This window comes from Streptomyces sp. NPDC051738, assembly GCF_044453205.1.
Lineage (GTDB): Bacteria > Actinomycetota > Actinomycetes > Streptomycetales > Streptomycetaceae > Streptomyces.
The window spans coordinates 1-19,775 of record NZ_JBITCM010000016.1; the positions used below are offsets into that span (position 1 = coordinate 1).

18 protein-coding genes are annotated in these 19,775 nt (G+C 69.4%); 8 read left to right on the plus strand and 10 right to left on the minus strand.

The features are described 5' to 3' along the window. Positions 1 to 285: 285 nt before the first annotated feature. Positions 286 to 777 carry a GNAT family N-acetyltransferase gene (locus ACIA8X_RS32090; protein WP_399459730.1) on the minus strand — a complete coding sequence of 164 codons (492 nt, stop codon included), beginning with the start codon at positions 775 to 777 and terminating at the stop codon, positions 286 to 288. 97 nt (positions 778 to 874) lie between these two features. Further along, on the minus strand, positions 875 to 1,249 hold the full coding sequence (locus tag ACIA8X_RS32095; RefSeq protein ID WP_393441892.1) for a VOC family protein: 375 nt from the start codon (positions 1,247 to 1,249) through the stop codon (positions 875 to 877). A gap of 305 nt (positions 1,250 to 1,554) precedes the next feature. Here ACIA8X_RS32095 and ACIA8X_RS32100 point away from each other — a divergent pair, with 305 nt between their 5' ends. Then, positions 1,555 to 2,148, plus strand: a complete 594-nt coding sequence (locus tag ACIA8X_RS32100; protein ID WP_399459731.1) for a hypothetical protein — start codon at positions 1,555 to 1,557, stop codon at positions 2,146 to 2,148. A gap of 5 nt (positions 2,149 to 2,153) precedes the next feature. Continuing rightward, a complete protein-coding gene (locus ACIA8X_RS32105; protein ID WP_399459732.1) occupies positions 2,154 to 2,486 on the plus strand; it encodes a hypothetical protein in 333 nt (110 codons plus the stop codon). Here ACIA8X_RS32105 and ACIA8X_RS32110 read toward each other — a convergent pair. Continuing rightward, the gene (locus ACIA8X_RS32110) at positions 2,475 to 2,942 is read right to left on the minus strand and encodes a DUF1992 domain-containing protein (protein WP_399459733.1); all 468 of its coding nucleotides are present in this window, start codon (positions 2,940 to 2,942) and stop codon (positions 2,475 to 2,477) included. The two genes, ACIA8X_RS32105 and ACIA8X_RS32110, sit on opposite strands and share 12 nt — an antisense overlap. Positions 2,943 to 3,036: 94 nt before the next feature. Here ACIA8X_RS32110 and ACIA8X_RS32115 point away from each other — a divergent pair, with 94 nt between their 5' ends. After that, positions 3,037 to 3,429, plus strand: a complete 393-nt coding sequence (locus ACIA8X_RS32115) for a hypothetical protein (RefSeq protein ID WP_399459734.1) — start codon at positions 3,037 to 3,039, stop codon at positions 3,427 to 3,429. 29 nt (positions 3,430 to 3,458) lie between these two features. Here the strand turns inward: ACIA8X_RS32115 and ACIA8X_RS32120 are convergent, their stop codons facing one another. Beyond that, positions 3,459 to 4,127, minus strand: coding sequence for an O-methyltransferase (locus tag ACIA8X_RS32120; protein ID WP_393441902.1), 669 nt, complete (start codon positions 4,125 to 4,127; stop codon positions 3,459 to 3,461). Between the two features lie 36 nt (positions 4,128 to 4,163). Further along, on the minus strand, positions 4,164 to 5,417 hold the full coding sequence (locus ACIA8X_RS32125) for a DUF2330 domain-containing protein (protein WP_399459735.1): 1,254 nt from the start codon (positions 5,415 to 5,417) through the stop codon (positions 4,164 to 4,166). 325 nt (positions 5,418 to 5,742) lie between these two features. Here ACIA8X_RS32125 and ACIA8X_RS32130 point away from each other — a divergent pair, with 325 nt between their 5' ends. Continuing rightward, a complete protein-coding gene (locus ACIA8X_RS32130) occupies positions 5,743 to 7,845 on the plus strand; it encodes a bifunctional glycosyltransferase 87/phosphatase PAP2 family protein (RefSeq protein ID WP_399459736.1) in 2,103 nt (700 codons plus the stop codon). On the opposite strand, the gene ACIA8X_RS32135 is transcribed toward ACIA8X_RS32130, so the two are convergent. The 3 genes from ACIA8X_RS32135 to ACIA8X_RS32145 all read right to left on the minus strand — a co-directional run bounded on the left by ACIA8X_RS32135 (position 7,799) and on the right by ACIA8X_RS32145 (position 14,540). Beyond that, positions 7,799 to 9,319: a hypothetical protein gene (locus ACIA8X_RS32135; protein ID WP_393443205.1), complete on the minus strand. Its 1,521-nt coding sequence runs from the start codon at positions 9,317 to 9,319 to the stop codon at positions 7,799 to 7,801. The genes ACIA8X_RS32130 and ACIA8X_RS32135 overlap by 47 nt on opposite strands. A 158-nt stretch (positions 9,320 to 9,477) precedes the next feature. Beyond that, complete coding sequence (locus ACIA8X_RS32140) at positions 9,478 to 13,668, minus strand: caspase family protein (protein WP_393441907.1); 4,191 nt, start codon at positions 13,666 to 13,668, stop codon at positions 9,478 to 9,480. Continuing rightward, complete coding sequence (locus ACIA8X_RS32145) at positions 13,665 to 14,540, minus strand: hypothetical protein (RefSeq protein WP_393441910.1); 876 nt, start codon at positions 14,538 to 14,540, stop codon at positions 13,665 to 13,667. Before ACIA8X_RS32145 ends, ACIA8X_RS32140 begins: the two co-directional genes overlap by 4 nt. A gap of 138 nt (positions 14,541 to 14,678) precedes the next feature. On the opposite strand from ACIA8X_RS32145, the gene ACIA8X_RS32150 reads away from it, so the two are divergent. Continuing rightward, positions 14,679 to 15,542, plus strand: a complete 864-nt coding sequence (locus tag ACIA8X_RS32150; protein ID WP_393441912.1) for a hypothetical protein — start codon at positions 14,679 to 14,681, stop codon at positions 15,540 to 15,542. Positions 15,543 to 15,554: 12 nt separating this feature from the next. On the opposite strand, the gene ACIA8X_RS32155 is transcribed toward ACIA8X_RS32150, so the two are convergent. After that, the gene (locus ACIA8X_RS32155) at positions 15,555 to 15,971 is read right to left on the minus strand and encodes an ATP-binding protein (RefSeq protein ID WP_393441914.1); all 417 of its coding nucleotides are present in this window, start codon (positions 15,969 to 15,971) and stop codon (positions 15,555 to 15,557) included. Between the two features lie 93 nt (positions 15,972 to 16,064). Between ACIA8X_RS32155 and ACIA8X_RS32160 the strand changes: the two genes are divergently transcribed. After that, the gene (locus tag ACIA8X_RS32160) at positions 16,065 to 16,913 is read left to right on the plus strand and encodes a helix-turn-helix domain-containing protein (protein ID WP_393441916.1); all 849 of its coding nucleotides are present in this window, start codon (positions 16,065 to 16,067) and stop codon (positions 16,911 to 16,913) included. After that, the gene (locus ACIA8X_RS32165) at positions 16,873 to 17,148 is read left to right on the plus strand and encodes a DUF397 domain-containing protein (RefSeq protein ID WP_393441919.1); all 276 of its coding nucleotides are present in this window, start codon (positions 16,873 to 16,875) and stop codon (positions 17,146 to 17,148) included. Before ACIA8X_RS32160 ends, ACIA8X_RS32165 begins: the two co-directional genes overlap by 41 nt. Here ACIA8X_RS32165 and ACIA8X_RS32170 read toward each other — a convergent pair. Beyond that, complete coding sequence (locus ACIA8X_RS32170; protein WP_393441921.1) at positions 17,145 to 18,314, minus strand: steroid 3-ketoacyl-CoA thiolase; 1,170 nt, start codon at positions 18,312 to 18,314, stop codon at positions 17,145 to 17,147. The two genes, ACIA8X_RS32165 and ACIA8X_RS32170, sit on opposite strands and share 4 nt — an antisense overlap. A 190-nt stretch (positions 18,315 to 18,504) precedes the next feature. Here ACIA8X_RS32170 and ACIA8X_RS32175 point away from each other — a divergent pair, with 190 nt between their 5' ends. After that, positions 18,505 to 19,758: a cytochrome P450 gene (locus tag ACIA8X_RS32175; protein ID WP_399459738.1), complete on the plus strand. Its 1,254-nt coding sequence runs from the start codon at positions 18,505 to 18,507 to the stop codon at positions 19,756 to 19,758. Positions 19,759 to 19,775: the final 17 nt, after the last annotated feature.

A 19,775-nucleotide genomic window follows, 5' to 3' on the forward strand; every position in this document is an offset into this window, starting at 1 on the left:
CCTCGGACCGGCGGCTGGACTTAGGTCAAGAGGTGCTGCGTGTTGACGCCGGCCACTGCGGGCGGACACCCCCCGACGCGTCCCCTTGCCGCCGTACGCGACTGCCGGCCCGTAGGGGTACGCGCCCTCGCTGTACGCCGGCGGTTGAGCGACGGCGGCTTCTCGGCGCCGGTCCAGGCAATTTCAGCCCGTCCGGCGTTTGAGGACGAGGCCCCTTCAGGGCCGAAGCGGGGGTCTGGGGGCCGCAGGCCCCCAGCAGCGCCCGCTCCGACGCCGGGGCGCTCGTCAGTGCAGTGGCTTGGTGAACCAGTGTTCGGCGTAGACGGCGTTGTTGTGCGGGGGTGTCTCCTCGTAGCCGAGGTGGGTGTAGAGGGTGCGGGCCTCTATCAGGTCGTGGCGGGTGTCGAGGATGACGCGGGTGGCGCCGAAGGTGCGGGCCGTGGACTCGGCTGCCCGTACCAGGACCCCGCCGCCACCCTTGCCGCGCATCGACTCGTGCACGAACACCCGCGTGAGCTCGGCGGTGTCCGCGTCCAGCAGCCTGATGCCGGCGGAACCGGCCGGCTCGCCCCCGTAACGCGCGATGAGCAACTGGCCCTTGGGCGGCGTGAGTTCGGAACCGGTGTGGGCGGCTATCTCGCGTTCCAGCTCGGCCGGGTCGGTGCGGTGCCCCTTGTGGAGGAGGTAGTAGCGGTCGCTGACCTCCGTGTAGTACGCCCGCCAGAGCGCGGCGGCCACGGGGGAGTCGGGGGATTCAGGGGCGACGGTCCAGGTCATGGCCGTCATTCTCCGTGGGGGAGGCGGTGGGCCCGCAAGCGAAATAGCTGCTGCCTGGTCGGGCATGCGCGGTGCGTGCCCGACCAGGTTCCCTCGGCTAGAGGTACGGCTGCGTGATCAGCTCGATCGCATGGCCGGCGGGGTCCTTGAAGTACACGCCTCGACCGCCGTGCCCGTGGTTGATCTCGCCGGGGCGGCTCATCTGCGGGTCGGCCCAGTGCACGATGCCGCGCTCGCACAGCCGGCTGTACGCGCGATCGAACAGCTCGTCGTCGAGCAGGAACGCGTAGTGCTGCATCTGGATCTCCACCGGCGGCTCGGCGAACTGGAGCAGCACCCCGTCGGCGAGCTGGATGTTGGTGAACGGACCCCAGGACGGCGCGTCCGGGATCTCCAACAGCTCTTGGAAGAACCGGGCCGACTCGTTGCGGTCCTTGGCGGCGATGATGGTGTGGTTGAACGTGGCTGTCATTCGGTGATACCTCACGGTTGTTCGGCATGGAGAGGGAGATGGACTTGGGTCTCGGGACTCGCGGGTGTGCGAGTGCCGGGCGGTCCACGTGCCGAACTGAGGGGGTGCCTTCTTCGCACCCACCGTGCGATCAGACCACCACCGGGTAGCCGATCCGTGCGTGGCTTAGTGCCGATCCGGTGTTCACGTCCGTGACCCTACTTGACCTGGTCGGCCGCCACAACGGAATTACGATCAACCGCGCTTTCGTCAGGGTGTGTTGGGCGCTGGCCGTTTGAGGCGCGTCCTGGGGGAACCCGGCAGACATGTCCACAGGTGTGATCATTCTGGTAGTGGTTGCGGTGGTCGTCGTCTTGTGCGGCGCCGCCGTCCTGGTCCTGCGCGCTCGGGGTGCGCAGGGCAGTCGGGGCCTGAAGCGGCGCTTCGGGCCCGAATACGAGCGGGCCGTGGCCCGGCACCACGGGGACGCCGCGGCCGCCGAGCGTGAGCTCGCCCAACTGGTCGAGCGGCATGGCGGGTTGCGGGAGCGGGCCCTGGAGCCGGACGAGGCCGAGCGGTTCGAGGCTCGTTGGGCCGCGGCCCAGGAGCACTTCGTCGATGCGCCGCGGCAGGCGGTCGGGGAGGCCGATCAGCTGCTCGCCGAGCTGGCGCGGGCCCGAGGCCCGCGGCGGAGCCGCTGTTGGATGCAGCCGGACGGGGAGCGCTACGAGGAGCAGCTCTCCGCCCTCTCCGTGCACCACGCGGACCATGTGCAGGGCTACCGGCACGTCCATCGGGTCGCCCACGGCAGCGAGGGGCGGCCGGACACCGAGGAGATGCGCGAGGCGTTGATCGAGGGGCGCGCGTTGTTCGAGGACCTCGTGCGGACCTCCAACAGGCAGCACGCGACGAGGAGTTGACTGACATGACGGACGTCGTGAAAGACCTGCCCCTCCTTGCGCACGACGAGCGCGACCGGCTTGAGCTGCGGGTGCAGCAGGCGGTGGCCCGCTTCGTCGATCAACCGCGGGCCGCCGTCGAGGAGGCCGATCACGTGGTCGAGGACCTCGTCGGGCGGTTCACCGAGGCCATGACCCAGCGCCGGCGCACCCTGCGCCGGTCCTGGCAGTCCGCCGACGACGAGAATGACGAGAACGCCAACGCCGACCTCGAAACCAAGACCAACGTCGACACCGAGCAGCTCCGTCTCGCGCTGCGCGACTACCGTGAGCTGGCGGAACGGCTCCTACGTCTCTGACACACGCGACGCACCGGACCCGCTGGACGCACCTGGCTCGTCCGCCGTCCGGCGTTCCTCCCGACGCTCCCGCCACTCCCGTACGACCTCCTCCACGTCGTACGGCTTCCGGCCCAGGGGTGGGCCGGGCGGGGGCTTCAGGAGCATGTCGCGGATCTTGACGTTGACGTCCGTGATGATCTTGCGGACCGCTCGTTCGGTCGGGGCCGCGTGCGCCGCCGCCAAGGCGTCCTCCGCCTCCTTGCGCAGGGCCAGGGCCGGGGGCAGCACCGACAGGCCCTCGCGGGCCATCTTGCGCTTGACCCACCACAGTTCGTCGTACGGCGATTCCAGGTCGTTCGGCAGGGGTTTGCCCTGGCCGGGCAGTCTGTCGAAGTCGCCGCGCGCCTGCGCGTCGTGGATCTGCTTGTCGACCCAGGACTCGAACGGGACACCGGGGGGCTTTCGCTCGGTCATGAGTTCATTGTGCCGGACGCGGTGGCGCCGGGCGATTTATCATGCGGGCGCGGCCAAACGGCCGCTGTACAAGGATGTTTCAGGAGGGGCGCTCGTGCTCGAACTCACCATGGCCGCCGTGTCCGCGGCGGACGAGGGTGCCACGGCCGGCATGCTCATGGCCGACGCGCCCAGCGAGCCGGGCGCCGTGCTGCGGGTGGGCCGGGACAAGTCGGTGTGCCGACTGTCGACGCCGGACGACTGGCTGTTCATCTCCCGTGTCCACCTGGAGTTCCTGTGCGGCCCCGACGGCAGTTGGCAGGTGACCTGGCTGCGCGGCTCGCAGCCCGACCCGTCCTCCGAGGTGCAGTTGACCGTGGGGGAGTACGCCCAGCCGATCGTGTACGGCGGGACGGTGCCGCTGCCGAGGGGCGGCAGCGGCGAGATCATCGTCCATGACCGCACCGCGCCGCGCAGCGTCAACGTCGGCTTCTATCACGAGGCTTGAGCCGCCCCCGCCACATTCCTTACGTCTCCCTACAGCACCCGCGCCAGCGCGAAGCCGTCGTAGCCCTTGCTGCCCACCGTCTGGACCGCCGTGCCGGTCAACCTCGGGTGGCTGCTGATCAGTTCGATCGCGGCGCGGGTGCCCTGGACGTCCGGCGCGGTGCTGTCGGCGTCGGTCACCCGGCCGCCGCGCACCACGTTGTCCACGACGATCAGGCTGCCGGTGCGGGTGAGCCTCAGGGCCCACTCGATGTAGTGCGGGTTGTTGACCTTGTCGGCGTCGATGAAGACCAGGTCGAAGGGGGCCGGGTTCTCGTCGGCCAGCTTGGGCAGCGACTCCAGGGCCGGGCCGATCCGCACCTCGACGATCTTGTCCAGGCCCGCCCGCGCGAGGTTGCGGGTGGCGACCTCGGCGTGCTTGGGGTCGTACTCCAGCGAGATCAGGCGGCCGTCCGCGGGCAGGGCACGGCCCAGCCAGATGGTGCTGTAGCCCGCGAGCGTGCCGATCTCCAGGATGTTGCGGGCGCCCTGGATCTCGGCGAGGAGCTGGAGGAGCTTGCCCTGGGGTGCGGAGACGCTGATCATCGGGATGTCCGCCGCCTCGCTGTCGCGCAGGGCCGCCTGGAGGATGTCGTCGTCGGGTGAGAGGTGGGCGGAGAAGTACTCGTCGACGTCGTTCCAGAGCTGCGACTCGCTCATCGCCTTGCCTTTCGTATGGGTAGTTAGATGCGCTAACTACCCCTCTTCCCGGTCCGCGATACCAGGATGGTCGATTCCGGCGGTCGGCGCAGGAGGCTGGGCGGTCGGGGGCGAGGGTGGAGTCGGGGGTGGCGGCGACTGAGGCCGTCGGGAGCGTCGTACGGCCGACGTGGTCGCCGTCGCCACGGTCAGGATCAGCCCGCCGGTCACCGTGAGCAGCCATGCCGGGATTCCGGCCACGGTGCGCAGCCGGTCCTCGTAGATCACCTGCTGGAAGGTGTCGTCGGACGGTGTTCGGCGCAGCACGTGGTCGCCGGAGATCCGCTCGGGACGCGGGAACTCCTGGCCGATCGCGGTGAGGAACGTCGTGCCCGCCGACAGGTCGGCCAGGGGGCCGGTCTTCGCCTTCACCCGTCCGGCGTAGGTGACGCGAGGGCGTTCGCCGCCGATCCGGGAGGCGAGTTCCATGCGGTGCGCTGCCAGCACGTACAAGCCGAGGGACTGGGGGGTGTCGGCGAGGCGGGACAGGCGCATCGGGTAGACCGGCTCGTCGGCCCTGAAGGTGAGGTGGAGGGGGTCGAGCGTGCCGGTGAGGGGGGTGCCCGCCGTCTGCGGGGTCAGCTTTACCGCGACGTACTCCCAGCGCTTTCGGACGTACGGGCGCAAGGCGTCGTCCAGCCGGGGCGGGAGTGCGAAGCCGTTGCTGTCGAGCCAGTCGTCCAGGGCGTCGGGGTCGGTGGCCGTCAGCCGGGCCACGTCGAAGGGGCCGAGGCGCTGCTTGCCGACGACGCCCACCGGGGGGCCCGCGTCGGCGCAGGGCGGGGGTGGGCGGCCGGCCGGGCCGTCGCCGGTCAGCAGGGGCCAGTCGCCGTCCTGGGGCCAGAAGTGGCGGCGCTCGCGGTGCATGGGGGCCGTGACGTCGTGCAGTTCGTCGAAGAGTTCGGGGTCGCCGAGGCGGACCGTCGCCCGCCGCGGCACCGGCATGATCCATGCGACCCGCTCGGCGTCCCCGCCGACGGTCAGCCGCATCACCACCTGCTCCCGCTCGCCGTCCCACCGCACGACGGACTCCTCGCGGCCGACCCTCATCTGTCGCGCGTCACCGGGCACCATGGCCCCGCAGCCGCACGCCCAGGCGGGTGCCACGAGCTGGCCGAGCTGGAGGGCGAGCAGCGTCAGGGCGATGGTGAGGGCGCGGCCGCGTGGGCGCCGGCGGTTCAGGGCCAGGTCCTGTTCCCCGTCCCCATCCCCGTCCCGGTCCCGGTCCCGGTCCAGCAGTAAGTCAGCCATTGCGCGCAGCCCCTCCATTCCCGCCAACCCCACCAATCCCGCAAGTCCCTCCAGCGCGGCGGCGCCAGGGCTTCAGACGGTACGGCGGATGATCCGGTTCCGGGGGTCGCGTTCCGCGATGTGATCGATTCCGCGCCGGTGGGCGGTCATTCACCGGAGGCGGGCCAACCACCCCCGGACTATCGTCAACCGGGCGAAAGGAGAGCGGACGTCAGGTGAAGCGGGGGTTGCCCGCGTCTCTCCCACCGGGGTGGGTGCGAGCCCTCATAGGTCCATAGGTCCATAGGTCCATAGGTCCGAACGCGGGGCGGGAGGCCGACGAGGCGTGGCGAAGGCGGAGCACGGTGGGCGACCGGCGGAGGCGCTGGGAGGAGCGACGGCCGTCGGCGTGGTCCAGGCACGCGTGCGCGTGGCGCGGCTCGGCCTGTGGCTGGTCGCCGCGATACTCGCCGTACGACAAGTGGCCGTCGTCCTCAGTACCCCGAGCGGCGAGCGGCTGACGGACCTGGAGACCTGGGTCGGTCCGGACGGCGTCCTGCATGTGAAGGGGTCGCTGTACGACTCGACGCAGTTCACCGGGACGCCGTTCGGCGGGCTCGTCCTCAAGCCGCTGACCCGCGCCGCCGAGCAGGCCCTCGGCTGGGGCTGGACCTTCGGCACGCTGCTGCTCGTCGTCGCCCTCGGCCTGGTCGCCGCCCGCGCCCTGCCCCAGCCGGTCAGCCGGCGTACCTCGCTGCTCGCCGCGCCCGTCGCGATCAGCCTGCTCATGCTGTCGCTGCCGGTGCGCAACACGCTCTACCTCGGCCAGACCAGCATCATCCCGGTCCTGCTCGTCCTGCTCGGCTGTTTCGCCGTGCGCGGCGAGCGGGCCAGCGGTGTGCTCATCGGCCTCGCGGCGGCGCTGCAGCCGACGTTGCTGCTGTTCACCCCGCTGCTGTGGCTCACCGGCCGTCGTAGGGCCGCGCTCTCGACGGGGGCCACGTTCGCGGGGTGCACGGTGCTCGCGGCGGTCGCGATGCCGCACGACTCGTACACCTACTGGGTCCACCACCTGGCTGGCGTCGGCCTCGGCGGACGCGCCGACGACCTCGCCAACCAGTCCCTGCACGGCGCCCTGCTCCGGCTCGGGCTGACCGGCCCGCTGGAGATCGCCCTCTTCCTGCTGCTGGGCGGCGCGGTCGCCGTCCTCGCGCTGCGCCGCGCCGTGCGCTACGCCCATGACGGACAGCTCCTGCTCGCCGTGGCGATCACAGGCTGCGCGGCGATCGTCGTGTCGCCGACCGCCTGGCAGCACCAGCTGCTGTGGGTGCTGCTGGCGGTGGTCGGGCAGGTCGGCAAGCGGGCTGGCGACCGGTATGTGTGGCCGGTCGCCGTCGTCCTGGTGATGACGCTGCCGGCGAGGATGATGGTGCCGGACAAGGTGCTCCTGCACCCCCTGCGCGCCGATCTCGTCCTCCTCGCCGCCCTCGCCACGGCGGCCGTCGTGCCGTTCCTGTCGCGCACGTCGCCGTACTGGCAGACGCCGGTTCCGACCCGGTACGCCGCCCCGGTGCCGTCCCGCTTCCGGCACATCCCGCTGGTGCGGTTCCTGCGCCGGGTGATCAGCCGTCCGAACCTGTTCTTCGAGCTGCTGCTGATCCGGGTCACCTACTACGCCTATGCCCAGATCCGGCTGGCGGCGGCCGGCGGCTCCAACTCGGCCGGACGGGCCACCGCGGAGCAGCACGGCGAGGAGATCCACTCCGTCGAACGCGCCCTGGGCATCGACATCGAGTACTGGGCCAACCACGCGGTGGTGGGGGTGGACCGGCTGCGGAACTTCTTCGACTTCTACTACGAGTCGTTCCACTTCGGCGTCCCGCTCGCCATCCTCGCCGTCCTCTACTGGCGCCGCCCCGTCGACTACCGCTGGGCCCGCACCGCGATCGGCTTCGCCACCGTCTTCGCCCTGATCGGCTTCTGGCTCTATCCGCTCGCCCCGCCCCGCCTGGTGCCCGGCCTCGGCTTCATCGACACGGTCAACGGCCCGCAGGACTTCACCCGGCCCGACTACGGCACGCTCACCGAGCTCACCAACCAGTACGCGGCGATGCCGTCCCTGCACTTCGGCTGGTCCCTGTGGTGTGGCCTGGTCATCGTCATCCTCGCCCCCAGGTGGTGGATGAAGGCCCTGGGCCTGCTGCACCCGCTGTTCACGGTCACCGCGATCGTCGTCACCGGCAACCACTGGGTGCTGGACGCCGTCGGCGGCGCGCTGGTCGTGGGCGCGGGCTTCGGGGTGACGTACCTGTTCCAGGGGCCGCGGGCCGGGGTGGTGAAGGCCCGGGCGGTGACGGCCCGGGAGGAGACGGACCGGGAGGAGACGGACCGGGCGGAGAAGGTCAGCAGCCGGTCCCCGGCCCCGGTGAAGGACCGTACTCCGAGCTGATCCGGTACTCGCCGGGCGCGGCTACGGCGAGCTGCGTGAACTCGCCCTTCGGGGCCAGGCACCCACCGCCGTCCACGTGCAGCCACGGCGAATGGGCGATGCGCACGGTGGCGATCCCCGGCCGTGACATCCGTATGACGACATCGGCGCTGGACGTCGACACGACGCTCGCGGGCCCCGACACCAGCGGCACCGCGTCCCGCACCCGGAACACCCGCCAGTGCGCGTCCTGCCACACCGGCTCCAGCCACTCGGGCCGGTGATCGCGTACGAGCCGTGCCTCGTCCTTGGCGTAGCCGTCGGGCCTGCCCAGGGGCAGCACGACGAAGCCGACGGCCCAGCGGTCCAGCCATTTCCGGTACGTCGCCGCCGAGAACGACCCGTCGTAGAACAGCCGGGCCCGCTCCATGTCGAGCTGCCGGTTCCAGCCACGGGCCATGTTGACGTGCGGGGCGAGCCCGCTGGCCTCGCGGTGGTTGCGGGCCGGGACGACCTCGACGCGGGTGCGATCGGCGCCTAGGCGGTCGAGGGCGCGGACCACTCCGTGGGTCTCGGCGGCCCAGGCCGGCACCTTCGTGGACACGTACAGGTCGTCGCCGGTCTTCTTGACGACCCAGCCGACGGAGAAGACCAGCGCGAAGACGAGCAGCTTCCGGCGGAACCCGGCGAGAGAGGGCCGGGCCAGCAGGACGGCCAGCAGCGCGGCGGGCGCGAACAGTTCGGCGAAGCGCTCGACGTTCGTGCCGATGGGGGAGGCGACGAGATACACCAGCACGGTCCCGGCCGCGTAGACGGCACCGCTCCAGCGGGCGACGCGCCAGGTGCGCGGGGCGAGGAAGGTGACGGCGAGACCGAGGAGGGCGGGCTGCCAGATACGGTCCGCGAACATCAACTGCTCGCCCTTGAAGGGGAACAGGAGGGTGGTCGCGCCGACGGTGACCGCGGGCGGGACGAGCAGGGCGAGGGCGCGTACGTAGTCCCGGGTGAGGAGATAGGCGGCCCCCACGACCGCCACGAACAGCCCCGCCACGGGGCTGGCCATGGTTGCCAGGGCGGCGCAGACGGCGGCCAGGACGATACGCCGCTGCCGGATGAGCATCAGACAGGCGCCGAGCCCGAAGGCGACGCCGAGCGCGAAGGTGGTGCGGCCGGAGGCCACGTTGCACCACAGCGCGAAGGACGCGAGGAGCGCCGGGCCGAGGGGCCTGCGGAGCCCGTCGACCCGGGTGATCAGAACGGCCGCCAGCCAGGAGGCCACGAGCCCGGAGACGACGGTGACCGCGCGGACGCCGAGGCCGGCCATCAAGTACGGGGAGATCAGGCTGTAGTTGGCGGTGTGCGTGCCGCCGTACCAGAACAGGTTGTACGCCGAGTCGCCGTGCCGGGTCGCGAAACCGGCCCAGGCGTACTGGGCGGCCAGGTCGCCGCCGCCGGTGGCGAGGAAGGCCCACCAGATCCCGTACAGCGGCAGCATGGGCAGGGTTGCGAGCAGCGGCACCCGGTGACGGGTCCAGACCGTGCGCAGTATGCGCTTGGGGTTCTGGGCCGGGGGTGCCGGCTCAGAAGGTCTCGCGCGGGTGAGCTGTTCGGCTTGGGCCACGTGATCGAAGACGCGGAACTGGGGGAAAGCGTTCACTGGCGCGTGAAGATGGCTACGTCGTTGCCGAAGGCGCAGGCCAGGCGGCCGGTGTCGTCCAGGGCCAGGGCATTGCACTCCCCCGCCACGTGGATGACGTTGATGGTCTTGCTGGTGTAGAGGTCCCAGATCCGCACTGTGTTGTCGTCGGAGCCGGTGATGGCGACGGGGTGCCCGTCCAACTCGGTGCACACCAGAGCGTTCACAGGCTCCGTAGGGACTGCCAGCGGCTGTCCGACGTGCCTGCCCGTCCGCAGGTCCCATATGCGGTAAGTCTCGTCCTCTGCGCGACTCACAACCACCGGTCGGTCCCTCAGCACCGTGCAGCCGATGGTCGCGGGCAGGTAGCCGGCCAGGGGCCTACCAACGGACCGTCCCGTAGCCAGATCCCAGATCCGCATGGTCGTGTCGCGTGACCCTGTGATCACGACAGGACGACCGTCCAGGACAGTGCACGTTGCCTCCACCACCCAGTCGGCATGGCCCCTCAGCGGTGGGTACAACTCCCCGCCGGTTGACAAGTCCCACACCCACAGGTCGGGGTGATCCAATGTGACGACCGCGACTGGACGACCGTTCAGGACAGCGCACGCAACATCAGAGACGTCGTACTCGGTGTGGATGGGTGGACAGAGGGCCTCGCCCGTCTCGATGTCCCAGGCCCGAACAGTGCGGCTCCCCTCGGTGGTGAGGGCGACTGCACGCCCGCGGAGGGTCGTACAGGACACGTCCAGAACGCTGGCGGAGTGCAGGAAGGGCTTCCCCAAGGGCAGACCCGTGTCGAGATCCCACACCCGCGCTGTGTTGTCCTCGGAGGCGGTTACGAAGACCGGTCGTCCGTTCAGAACCGCGAGATCCATGTCGGTGACCACACTGGCATGACCGGTTACCGGTCGACCGATGATCTGGCGAGGTGACAGATCCCAGACCCGGACCGTGTCATCGTCCGACCCGCTGACAGCGACCAACTGCTCGGACAACGACGCGCATGCAACTGACCGCACACTGGAGCTGTGACCCTTCAACAGGGATCCCATCTGCCGTTGGGTTGCGAGCTCCCAGATCTCCATCGCGCCGTGAAGGGAGCCGATAAGTGCTACTCGACTGCCGTTCAGTTCCGCACACACCACCGAGAGCGGTCGGTCGGTAAGACCTTGCCACGTGGCCAGGTCCTGGAGTGTCTCCAGATCCCAGATGTGTATGTGCCCTTCATGCGTGCAGCCGACAGCGATGTGGCGACCGTCGAGCTCCGTACAGGTCAGCGTCGCGATCTCATCCTGACCGTTACTCTCCAGCCAACCCAGCTCGGTGAGGGCCGACAGGTCCCACACGCGCAGCGTCGAGTCCACGGAGCGCGTCACGGCGACCGGGCGTCCACTCAGGCTGGTGCACGCCAGGAGGTGCAGGTCTTCCCCGAAGCTACCGACGCGCTGTCCGGTCGCCAGTTCCCAGATCCGCACTGTGCCGTCCCAGGAGCCAGCGACGGCGACCCGGCGGCCGTCCAACTCCGTACACGCCAGTACGCGCAAAGCCTTCGTGGGGCCGGTCAGCGGTTCTCCGACAGGTCGACTGGTGGTCAGGTCCCAGATCCGCACCGTGTTGTCGTTGGAGCCGGTGATGGCGACCGGGCGGCCGTCCAACTCCGTACAGACGACCGAGGACACCGCGTGGGTGTGGCCGATCAGAGGTGCTCCGATGGGCTGTCCGGTGGTCAGGTCCCAGATGCGCACGGTGCGGTCCCAGGAACCCGAGACGGCGACCGGGCGGCCGTCCAACTCCGTACAGTCGACCGCTTGCACGCTGCCGGTGTGGCCCGCGAACACATTGCGCATGCTGCCCGAAACCTGCGAACCGGACGCGGCGACAGGCTTCCACGCATGCTCGGCGGCCTTGCTGTTGAACGCCTCCAGCAGCGACGGCACGTTGAAGCGGGCGGCGTTCAACGCCAGGAGTTGGCGGCGGCTCGGCACGTCGAGACTGCGGTGGACGTTCAGCGAGACGAGGTAGTTCGCCGCGTGCAGTCGTGCTGTGTCGCCCTCGGCCTTCAGCAGGTGGGGCGCGAGAGTGTCGCAGTCGGCGTGGACCAGGTACTCGGTGTCGGCCAGCACCGCATCGAGCCGACCGGCGGCGGCCGCGTGGGTCGCCAAGTGGCGCAGGGCGTACGGGTGGGCGTGAGCCCAGTTCGGGCTGCCGTCGAGCTGGTAAGGCACCGTGCGTCGCAGCACCGAGGTGAACGCCCGGTGTGCCTTGTCGACGTCCTGGCCCTGACGCAAGTACTCCGCCATCGCTTCGTGGTACAGCCGGTACACCGACCGCCCGTCCTCAAGTGCTTCGACGACATACGCCCCGGCGTCCAACCGCAGCTGACGCAGATCCTCGTTGTTGTACCGGCGCCCGGACAGTTCCGAGGCGAGCGGCGCCCAGATGTCCTCCCAGGGCAGGCCCTGTCCCTCGGCGTATGCCAGCGGCCGCAGCAGATCGAGAACCTTCGTGGCGTCGTCGGCGAACCGTTGATGCAGATCGTTGTGCATGGCGTCGGCTGCCGCGCTCGGGAGCGACCTGCGCCAGGTGGGATCCCCGGGGTCGGGGATGGTGAAGGTCGCCGCGAGGGTGCCGGCGGCGATGCGGGCCACGAGGAAGGAGTCCTGGGCGGCTGCGGCGACCGCCTGCGCCACCCCGAGCCGCAGGACCTGCGGGCAGTCGAGGTATGGCGAGTCGAGGTGCGCGTCGATCAGATTGCGGATCGTGTAGGCCAGTACGGCCTCCGGGTCGGCGTACCGGGGCGAGTCGAGGTCGATCTGATCCGGCCGGTCCAGGCGGAGCGGCGCCAAGAGGTGCGGGCGGGTACCCAGGAGCAGCCGTAGGTGACGCCCCGCCAGATCCATCAAGGGACGCAGAACCTGGGTGCACAGATCGGACGGAGTCACCGCCTCGTCAAGGCCGTCGATCAACACCACACGAGGGCGGTCGGGTTCAGGACGGCCGTTGAGATGGTTCAATAGCTCGCCGACCGCCTCCGTCAGCGGCAGCCGCAGCGCGGCGGCGAGCGCGCGCACGATCTGCTGGTTGGTGAGCTTCTGGGCGTAGACCGCTGTGCCGATGGTCTTCGGCGGCGGCAAGGGGCGGTCCTCCAGACCCAGGCTCGTCAACGGGACGGTGCGCCGGTACTCCGGGTCGCTCACCGCAGCCAGCAGTCCCAGAACCGCTGTCTTGCCCGACCCGGGATCACCCGTGACCACCAACGTGGGCCGCTCATCGGGGAGTTGCAGGAGCCACTCGGTGATGTCCTCCAGTGCCTGATGCCGCCCGGAGAACCACCACCCCACCTGATGCTCGTCCCGGTGCCCCATGGCCCGCCGCAGCAGACGCGTCCGGAATTCCATGTCCCGCCGCTTGTCCTGCTCCTTCCACTCCGCCGCCTGCTGCAGAGCCATGTCCGTGTGGGACAGCCGGTTGCGGTACTTGGGATTGGGGAGGAAGGGCGGCATCTCGCCGGTGAGGCCGATGGCGTCCCAGCCGATGTGCTGGAAGCCGGGCCGCTTGGGGTCGTTGCGCGTGGCCTCGACGACGGCCCCCAGCGACAGCAGCTGCGGAGCATGACCGGCTGTCGCCAGACTTGTCACCGCCTCCGTCAGCAGCTCGGGAAACGCTCCGCTCTGGGCCAGCGTGTTCGGCTGGGTTGATGTGATCACAGCCAGGCCCGCATTCTCGTCCCGCCAACCGCTCTTCAACTTGGCCATGGCCGCGAGCAGTTCGTTGCCGCCATTACCGGAGAAACATGTGTCCAGCATCAGCAGCAGCCGCCGTACCTTCGTCCCGGCGAGGATCTTCCGGGCCAGGGTGCTCGGCTGAAGGGCGTCGTACAGGTCGTCGGGATTGGTGTCCGACGTCAGGAGTACGTACTCGTCGTTGTCGAGCAGCTCACCGTGCCCGGCGATGTACACGGCCAGGATGTCGTCGGACCGTCGCTCCGGTGCGCGGCAGAACTCCCTCAGCTCGCGCAGCAGTTGGCCCTGCGTCGGGTTCGTGCCCAGGTCGGAGACGTGCTCGTACCCGAGCTTGCCGGTGAACAGCTCCACCATCCCGCGGCGTGCCTCGACCAGGCCCGGACGGTCCCACTCCGGCGCGTGCGGGTAGTGGCTGACGGCGGTGGCGATCAGGAACCGCCGTGGGGCGTTCCCGCTCACGTCAGCCCCTCCGCCAGCCCTTCCGCCACCGCCTCGCCGGTCTCCTTCGCCGTGAGGTAGAGGGTCGCGTCGTGGGCGTGCGAGCCGTTGTGGACGACCTTCCCCGTCACCTCCGTCATCCCTGACACCCCCGTGCCGAAGAACAGGGACAGGTCCTTCACCGCCGCCACCACATCGCCCTCGTCGACGACGTTCGTCCACGCCGACGTGCCCGGCCAGCCGCCTGGTTCGGGCCGGAGCCGGTCGAGGACCATCCGCATGCCCAGCGGCGAGCCCAGCGTCACCAGCGCCCGCACCTGGTGGTCGGGCCGCGCGCACAGCGCCTCGTACGCCACGACCGAGCCCAGCGAGTGCGCGACGACCACCCGGGTGTCCGGTCCGATCGCCTCCTCCACGCGGGCGCGGGCCGCCGCCCGCAGGATGTCGTTCGTCAGGTAGCGGCGCACCTGTTTCAGGTCGAAGACCAGGGCCCGCAGGGACACATCGGCGAAGAAGCGCGCGTGCTGGAGCACCCGCAGCGCCGTCTGCACCGCCCTCGGCGAACGTGCCAGCGTGTCCGTCGCGCCGGGCGGCGGCACGGCGGCATCGGTCCGGGCGCACTCCGCCCACCACTCCAGCAGCAGCTCGGTCTCGAAGCCCTCGTCGACGTCGGCCGACGTGAACATCGGGTCCCCGACGGCCAGGGTGTGGCCCGGGGGCCGGAACAGGTCGCCGTAGAAGGCCATCCGGAAATCACCCGGACCGAGTGGACCGAGGGTTGAGCTGCCCGCCCGGTCGAGGCCGTCGGCGAGTGCCGGCTCCCACTCCTTCCGCAGCGTGTGGCTGCCCAGCCGCTGCTTGCCCACCCCGTGCACACCGACAATTCGCGCCATCGCCGCGTCCGCCCCGTTCCCCCGAGCCTCGCAAGGGTCCTCACTTTAAAGGCAAACGAGGCCGTCGAACTGGCTGCTTTCAGGCGATCCAGTGGAATGGGCGGGCCGGAACGGGGATTCTGTGCCATAGCTGAACTCGTGACCACAGCTGAGGACCCCCATTCCCAGGGAGACGACGGAGGCGACGGATCCACCGGCGACGGCGGAGATACTTCCGCGCGGCAACGCGTGTGGCGCTCGCGGCGCCGGATCCTGGTCGGAGCCTTCCTGACGGCACTGGGTGCCGCGCTGGCCACTCAGGCCGTCACCTGGCTCGACCAAGGGATGAGTTCGGTGTTCGGCGACGACGAGCCGTCCAAGCCGTCCAAGCCGCCCGAACCGCTCGTCGTCCGAGCCGACCCGCTGACCTGCTCCGCTTTCTTCACACTGCCCGACGGTGTGTCCGTGCCGGAGATGCAACGCAAGGTCGACGAACTGACCGGCGGCGACGTACGGGTCATGGAGGACGACTGGGAGGGATTCAGAAAGGATCTGTCACGGCTCGGAGCGGACTTCCTCATCGAGCACCTCGACCTGGTCGTCCGCAGTTCCCTGAGCGAGGACGTGGTGCTCAAGCGCATCCGTATCGAGGTCGAGGAACGGTCCGAGACCGACTCGGTACCCTCCTTCACCACCCTCGGAGGGTGTGGCGAACTGCCCGAACACCACTACGCCGTGGACTTCGACGACGCCAGGCCACGTCTGTCACCCGCCACGTTCTCGTACACCGTCCACAAGCGGGACACCGTGCGCATCCGCCTGAAGCTCAACACGGCGCACACCGACTGCCGCTGGCGGCTGCACCTGGACTGGGACGGCCCGCAAGGAGCCGAGACCACCACTCTCCCCGGCGGCAAGGCGACCTATCGCTCATATCCCGTGCCGGAGGAGGGCGACGCCGATGTCGTGGTTCCGGGTTGGAACGACGTTTCCACCGACTTTCCCTTCCCGGGACAGAGCTAAGGACACGGCCGCTCATGCCCGGCACTCGAACCAGACGGTTTTGCCGCCTCCGCTCACCGCATCCACGCCCCACTTGTCGGATACCGCGTCCAACAGCAGGAGCCCTCGGCCGTGCTCGTCATCCGGCGTCGACTGCGCGGGAAACGCGGGCAGTTGACCGAAGCCGTCCGTCACCTCGACCCGCACCCCGCGCGTCTGCCGCAGCAGCAGCACCTCGCACCGCCGGTCCGGAACATGCCGTACGACATTGGCGACCAGCTCGGTCACGCCCAGCTCGACGGCGTCGGTCAGATCGCGCATCCTCCACTCGTCGAGCAGCGAGCGGGCGATGGCGCGGATGTGCTGGGCCGAGTGCGTGCCGACGGTGAGGCGCATTCGGTACTGGGAGCGGAAGGGGGCCAGGTAGGTGGGAGGAATGTATCCGTTCACGGTATGAGCGTGACCTCGTACAACTACCGTGGGCTACAGGACAGATACAACCGGTTCCGAAATTGAGCCGTGTTGCAGGAGAGGGGGCTCTGCGTGACCCACATCAACACCCTCGACCCGGGTGCGTCGCCACTGGACTACTACGGCTTCGAGCTGAGGCGCTACCGCGAGGCCGCCGGGCTGACCCAGAAGGAGCTCGGGGGCATCGTCTACTGCACCGGGTCGCTGGTCGGCCAGATCGAGACGGCCCGGAAGCTGCCGACGTTGCAGTTCAGCGAGCGGGCGGATCTGGCGCTGGAGACGGGTGGGTTACTGGCTCGGTTGCATGAGTTGGTGATGCGTAGTCAACTTCCGGCCTGGTTCCAGCAAGTGGCGGAGTTGGAAGCGCGGGCGATCGAGATCTGCACGTTCCACACGCACCTGGTGCATGGGCTGTTGCAGACCAAGGCGTATGCGGGTGCTGTGCTCGGTGCGATGGACCAGAGCGACCTCGACGACCGTACGTCGGTACGGCTGGCCCGCCAGCGCATCTTCGAGAAGAGCGAGCCGCCGGTGTTCTGGGCGATCATCAGCGAAGCCGTGCTGCATCAGGAGATCGGTGGTCCGGAGGTCATGCGGGAACAACTCGCCAAGTTGTTGTCGTTCGAGAACGATCCCCGAGTCAACGTCCAGGTGCTGCCGTTCTCGGTCGGAGCCCACGCGGGCCTGCAAGGCTCGTTCGACCTCTTCCGCTTCCCGAGCGACCCGCCCATTGTCTACACCGAGGGCTACGGCAGCGGGCATCCGACGGCCAATCCAGACACCGTCAAAGACTGCTCGCTCCGTTACGATCATCTGCAAGCCGCCGCGCTTTCCCTCAAGGACTCGGCGGAGTTGATCCGGCGGGTAATGGAGGAACGCTATGGCGAGCAACGCGATTCCGGCGGGGATCCAGTGGCGTAAGTCCAGTTACAGCGGTGACCAGGGCGGCTCTTGCGTCGAATGCGCGCCGCTCGGGGCCCTGGCCTGGCGCAAGTCTTCGTACAGCAGCGACCAGGGCGGCAACTGCATCGAGATCGCCGAAACCCCCCACGCCACCCTCGCCATCCGCGACTCCAAGAACCCGGCGGGGCCAACCCTCACCCTCGACCCCGCCGCGTTCACCACCTTCGTCAACTGGACGTCGGCCGTCGGCTAGTGCCGCTGAATGATCGTGCCGGTGGCCAACCCGCCCCCGGCGCACATGGTCACCAAGGCGAACTCCTTGTCCACCCGCTCCAGTTCATGAAGCGCGGTCGTGATCAGTCGGGCCCCGGTGGCCCCCACCGGGTGCCCGAGCGCGATCCCACCGCCGTTGACGTTGACCTTCTCCAGGTCCTGCTCGAAGACCTGCGCCCAGCTCAACACCACGGACGCGAACGCCTCGTTGATCTCGACGAGGTCGATGTCCTTCAGGGACATCCCGGCCTTGCCCAGCACCGCCTTCGTCGCGTCGATCGGGCCGTCGAGGTGGAAGTGCGGGTCGGAACCCACCAACGCCTGCGCCACGATCCGCGCCCTCGGCCTCAACTTCAGCGCACGCGCCATCCGTTTCGACGCCCACATGATCGCCGCCGCGCCGTCGCTGATCTGCGACGAGTTGCCCGCCGTGTGAACGGCCGTCGGCATGACGGGTTTCAGGCCCGCCAGCGCCTCCATGGACGTGTCGCGCAGGCCCTCGTCCTTGTCGACGAGGCGCCACATGCCCTGCCCGGCGCGCTGCTCCTCCTCGGTCGTCGGGACCTGGACGGCGAACGTCTCCCGCTTGAACCGCTCCTCGGCCCAGGCGGCGGCGGCCCGTTCCTGCGAGAGCAGTCCCAGTGAGTCGACGTTCTCCCGGGTCAGCCCCCGATGGCGGGCGATGCGCTCGGCCGCCTCGAACTGGTTGGGCAGATCGACATTCCATTCATCCGGGAACGGCTTTCCGGGCCCGTGCTTGGATCCCGACCCCAGCGGCACCCGGGACATCGCCTCGACGCCACAGCTGATCCCGACGTCGATGACGCCCGCCGCGATCATGTTGGCGGTCATGTGCGAGGCCTGCTGCGAGGACCCGCACTGACAGTCGACGGTCGTCGCGGCCGTCTCGTACGGCAGGCCCATCGTGAGCCACGCCGTGCGCGCGGGGTTCATGGACTGCTCGCCGGCATGGGTCACCGTGCCGCCGACGATCTGTTCGACGCAGTCGGCGGGGATGCCGGTGCGGCCGAGGAGTTCGCGATAGGTCTCGCCCAGGAGATAAGCGGGGTGGAGGTTGGCGAGCGCGCCACCGCGCTTGCCGATCGGGGTGCGTACGGCTTCGACGATCACGGGTTCGGCAGCCATGGGTGCGGGTCCTCTCCGAGGTTCTGCGGAACTAGTACGCGTTCTAGTTCTGCTTGCAGTTTGCTGACGAAGGTTCAGTGACCGCAAGGGTCGTGCGGGCAATTGGGGGGTCCATGGCTCTTGCCTGTTGTAGAACCCGTTACTACCGTCACTCCGAATCTCGTAGCTGATGAGCCGTCAGGAGCTGCCCATGCCCTGTCCCGCGCTTCCCGACGGGTTCGACTTCACCGACCCCGACGTGCTGCACCACCGCGTGCCCCTCCCGGAGTTCGCCGAGCTGCGCCGGGCCGAACCGGTCCGCTGGATCCCCCAGTCGGGCAACGTGGCCGGGTTCCAGGACGAGGGCTACTGGGCGGTGACCCGGCACGCGGACGTCAAGTACGTGTCGACGCACCCGGAGTTGTACTCGTCCACCCTCAACACCGCGATCATCCGCTTCAACGAGCACATCGAGCGCGACGCGATCGACGCGCAGCGGCTGATCCTGCTCAACATGGACCCGCCCGAACACACCCGGGTCCGCCAGATCGTCCAGCGCGTGTTCACCCCGCGCGCCATCCGCGCCCTGGAGGAACGCCTGCGGAACCGCGCGCTGAACATCGCTGCGAACGCCCGCGAACACCCCGGTCCCTTCGACTTCGTCACCGAGGTCGCCTGCGAACTGCCCCTCCAGGCCATCGCCGAGCTGATCGGCATCCCGCAGGACGACCGGGCCAAGATCTTCGACTGGTCCAACAAGATGATCTCGTACGACGATCCCGAGTACGCCATCACCGAGGAGGTCGGCCAGGAGTCGGCCACCGAGCTGATCTCCTACGCGATGAACATGGCCGCCGACCGGAAGGCGTGCCCGGCGAAGGACCTCGTCACGACGCTGGTCGCGGCGGAGGACGAAGGGAATCTCCGCTCGGACGAGTTCGGGTTCTTCGTGCTGATGCTGGCCGTCGCGGGCAACGAGACCACCCGCAACGCCATCACCCACGGCATGCACGCCTTCCTCACCCACCCCGAGCAGTGGGAGCTGTACAAGAGGGAGCGGCCCGAGACGGCGGCCGAGGAGATCGTCCGCTGGGCGACCCCGGTGGTGTCCTTCCAGCGCACGGCGACGCAGGACACGGAGCTGGGCGGCAAGCAGATCAAGAAGGGCGACCGGGTCGGCATCTTCTACGCCTCCGCCAACCACGACCCCGAGGTCTTCGAGAACCCCGACGCCTTCGACATCACCCGCGACCCCAACCCCCACCTCGGCTTCGGCGGGGGCGGCCCGCACTACTGCCTGGGCAAGTCCCTGGCGGTCCTGGAGATCGACCTCATCTTCAACGCCGTGGCCGACGCCCTGCCCGACCTGCGGCTGGCTGGCGACCCGCGCCGACTGCGCTCCGCGTGGATCAACGGCGTGAAGGAACTACAGGTCCGCGCCCACGGTCACGGCGACGGCGATTAGAACGCCGGATACGGCGA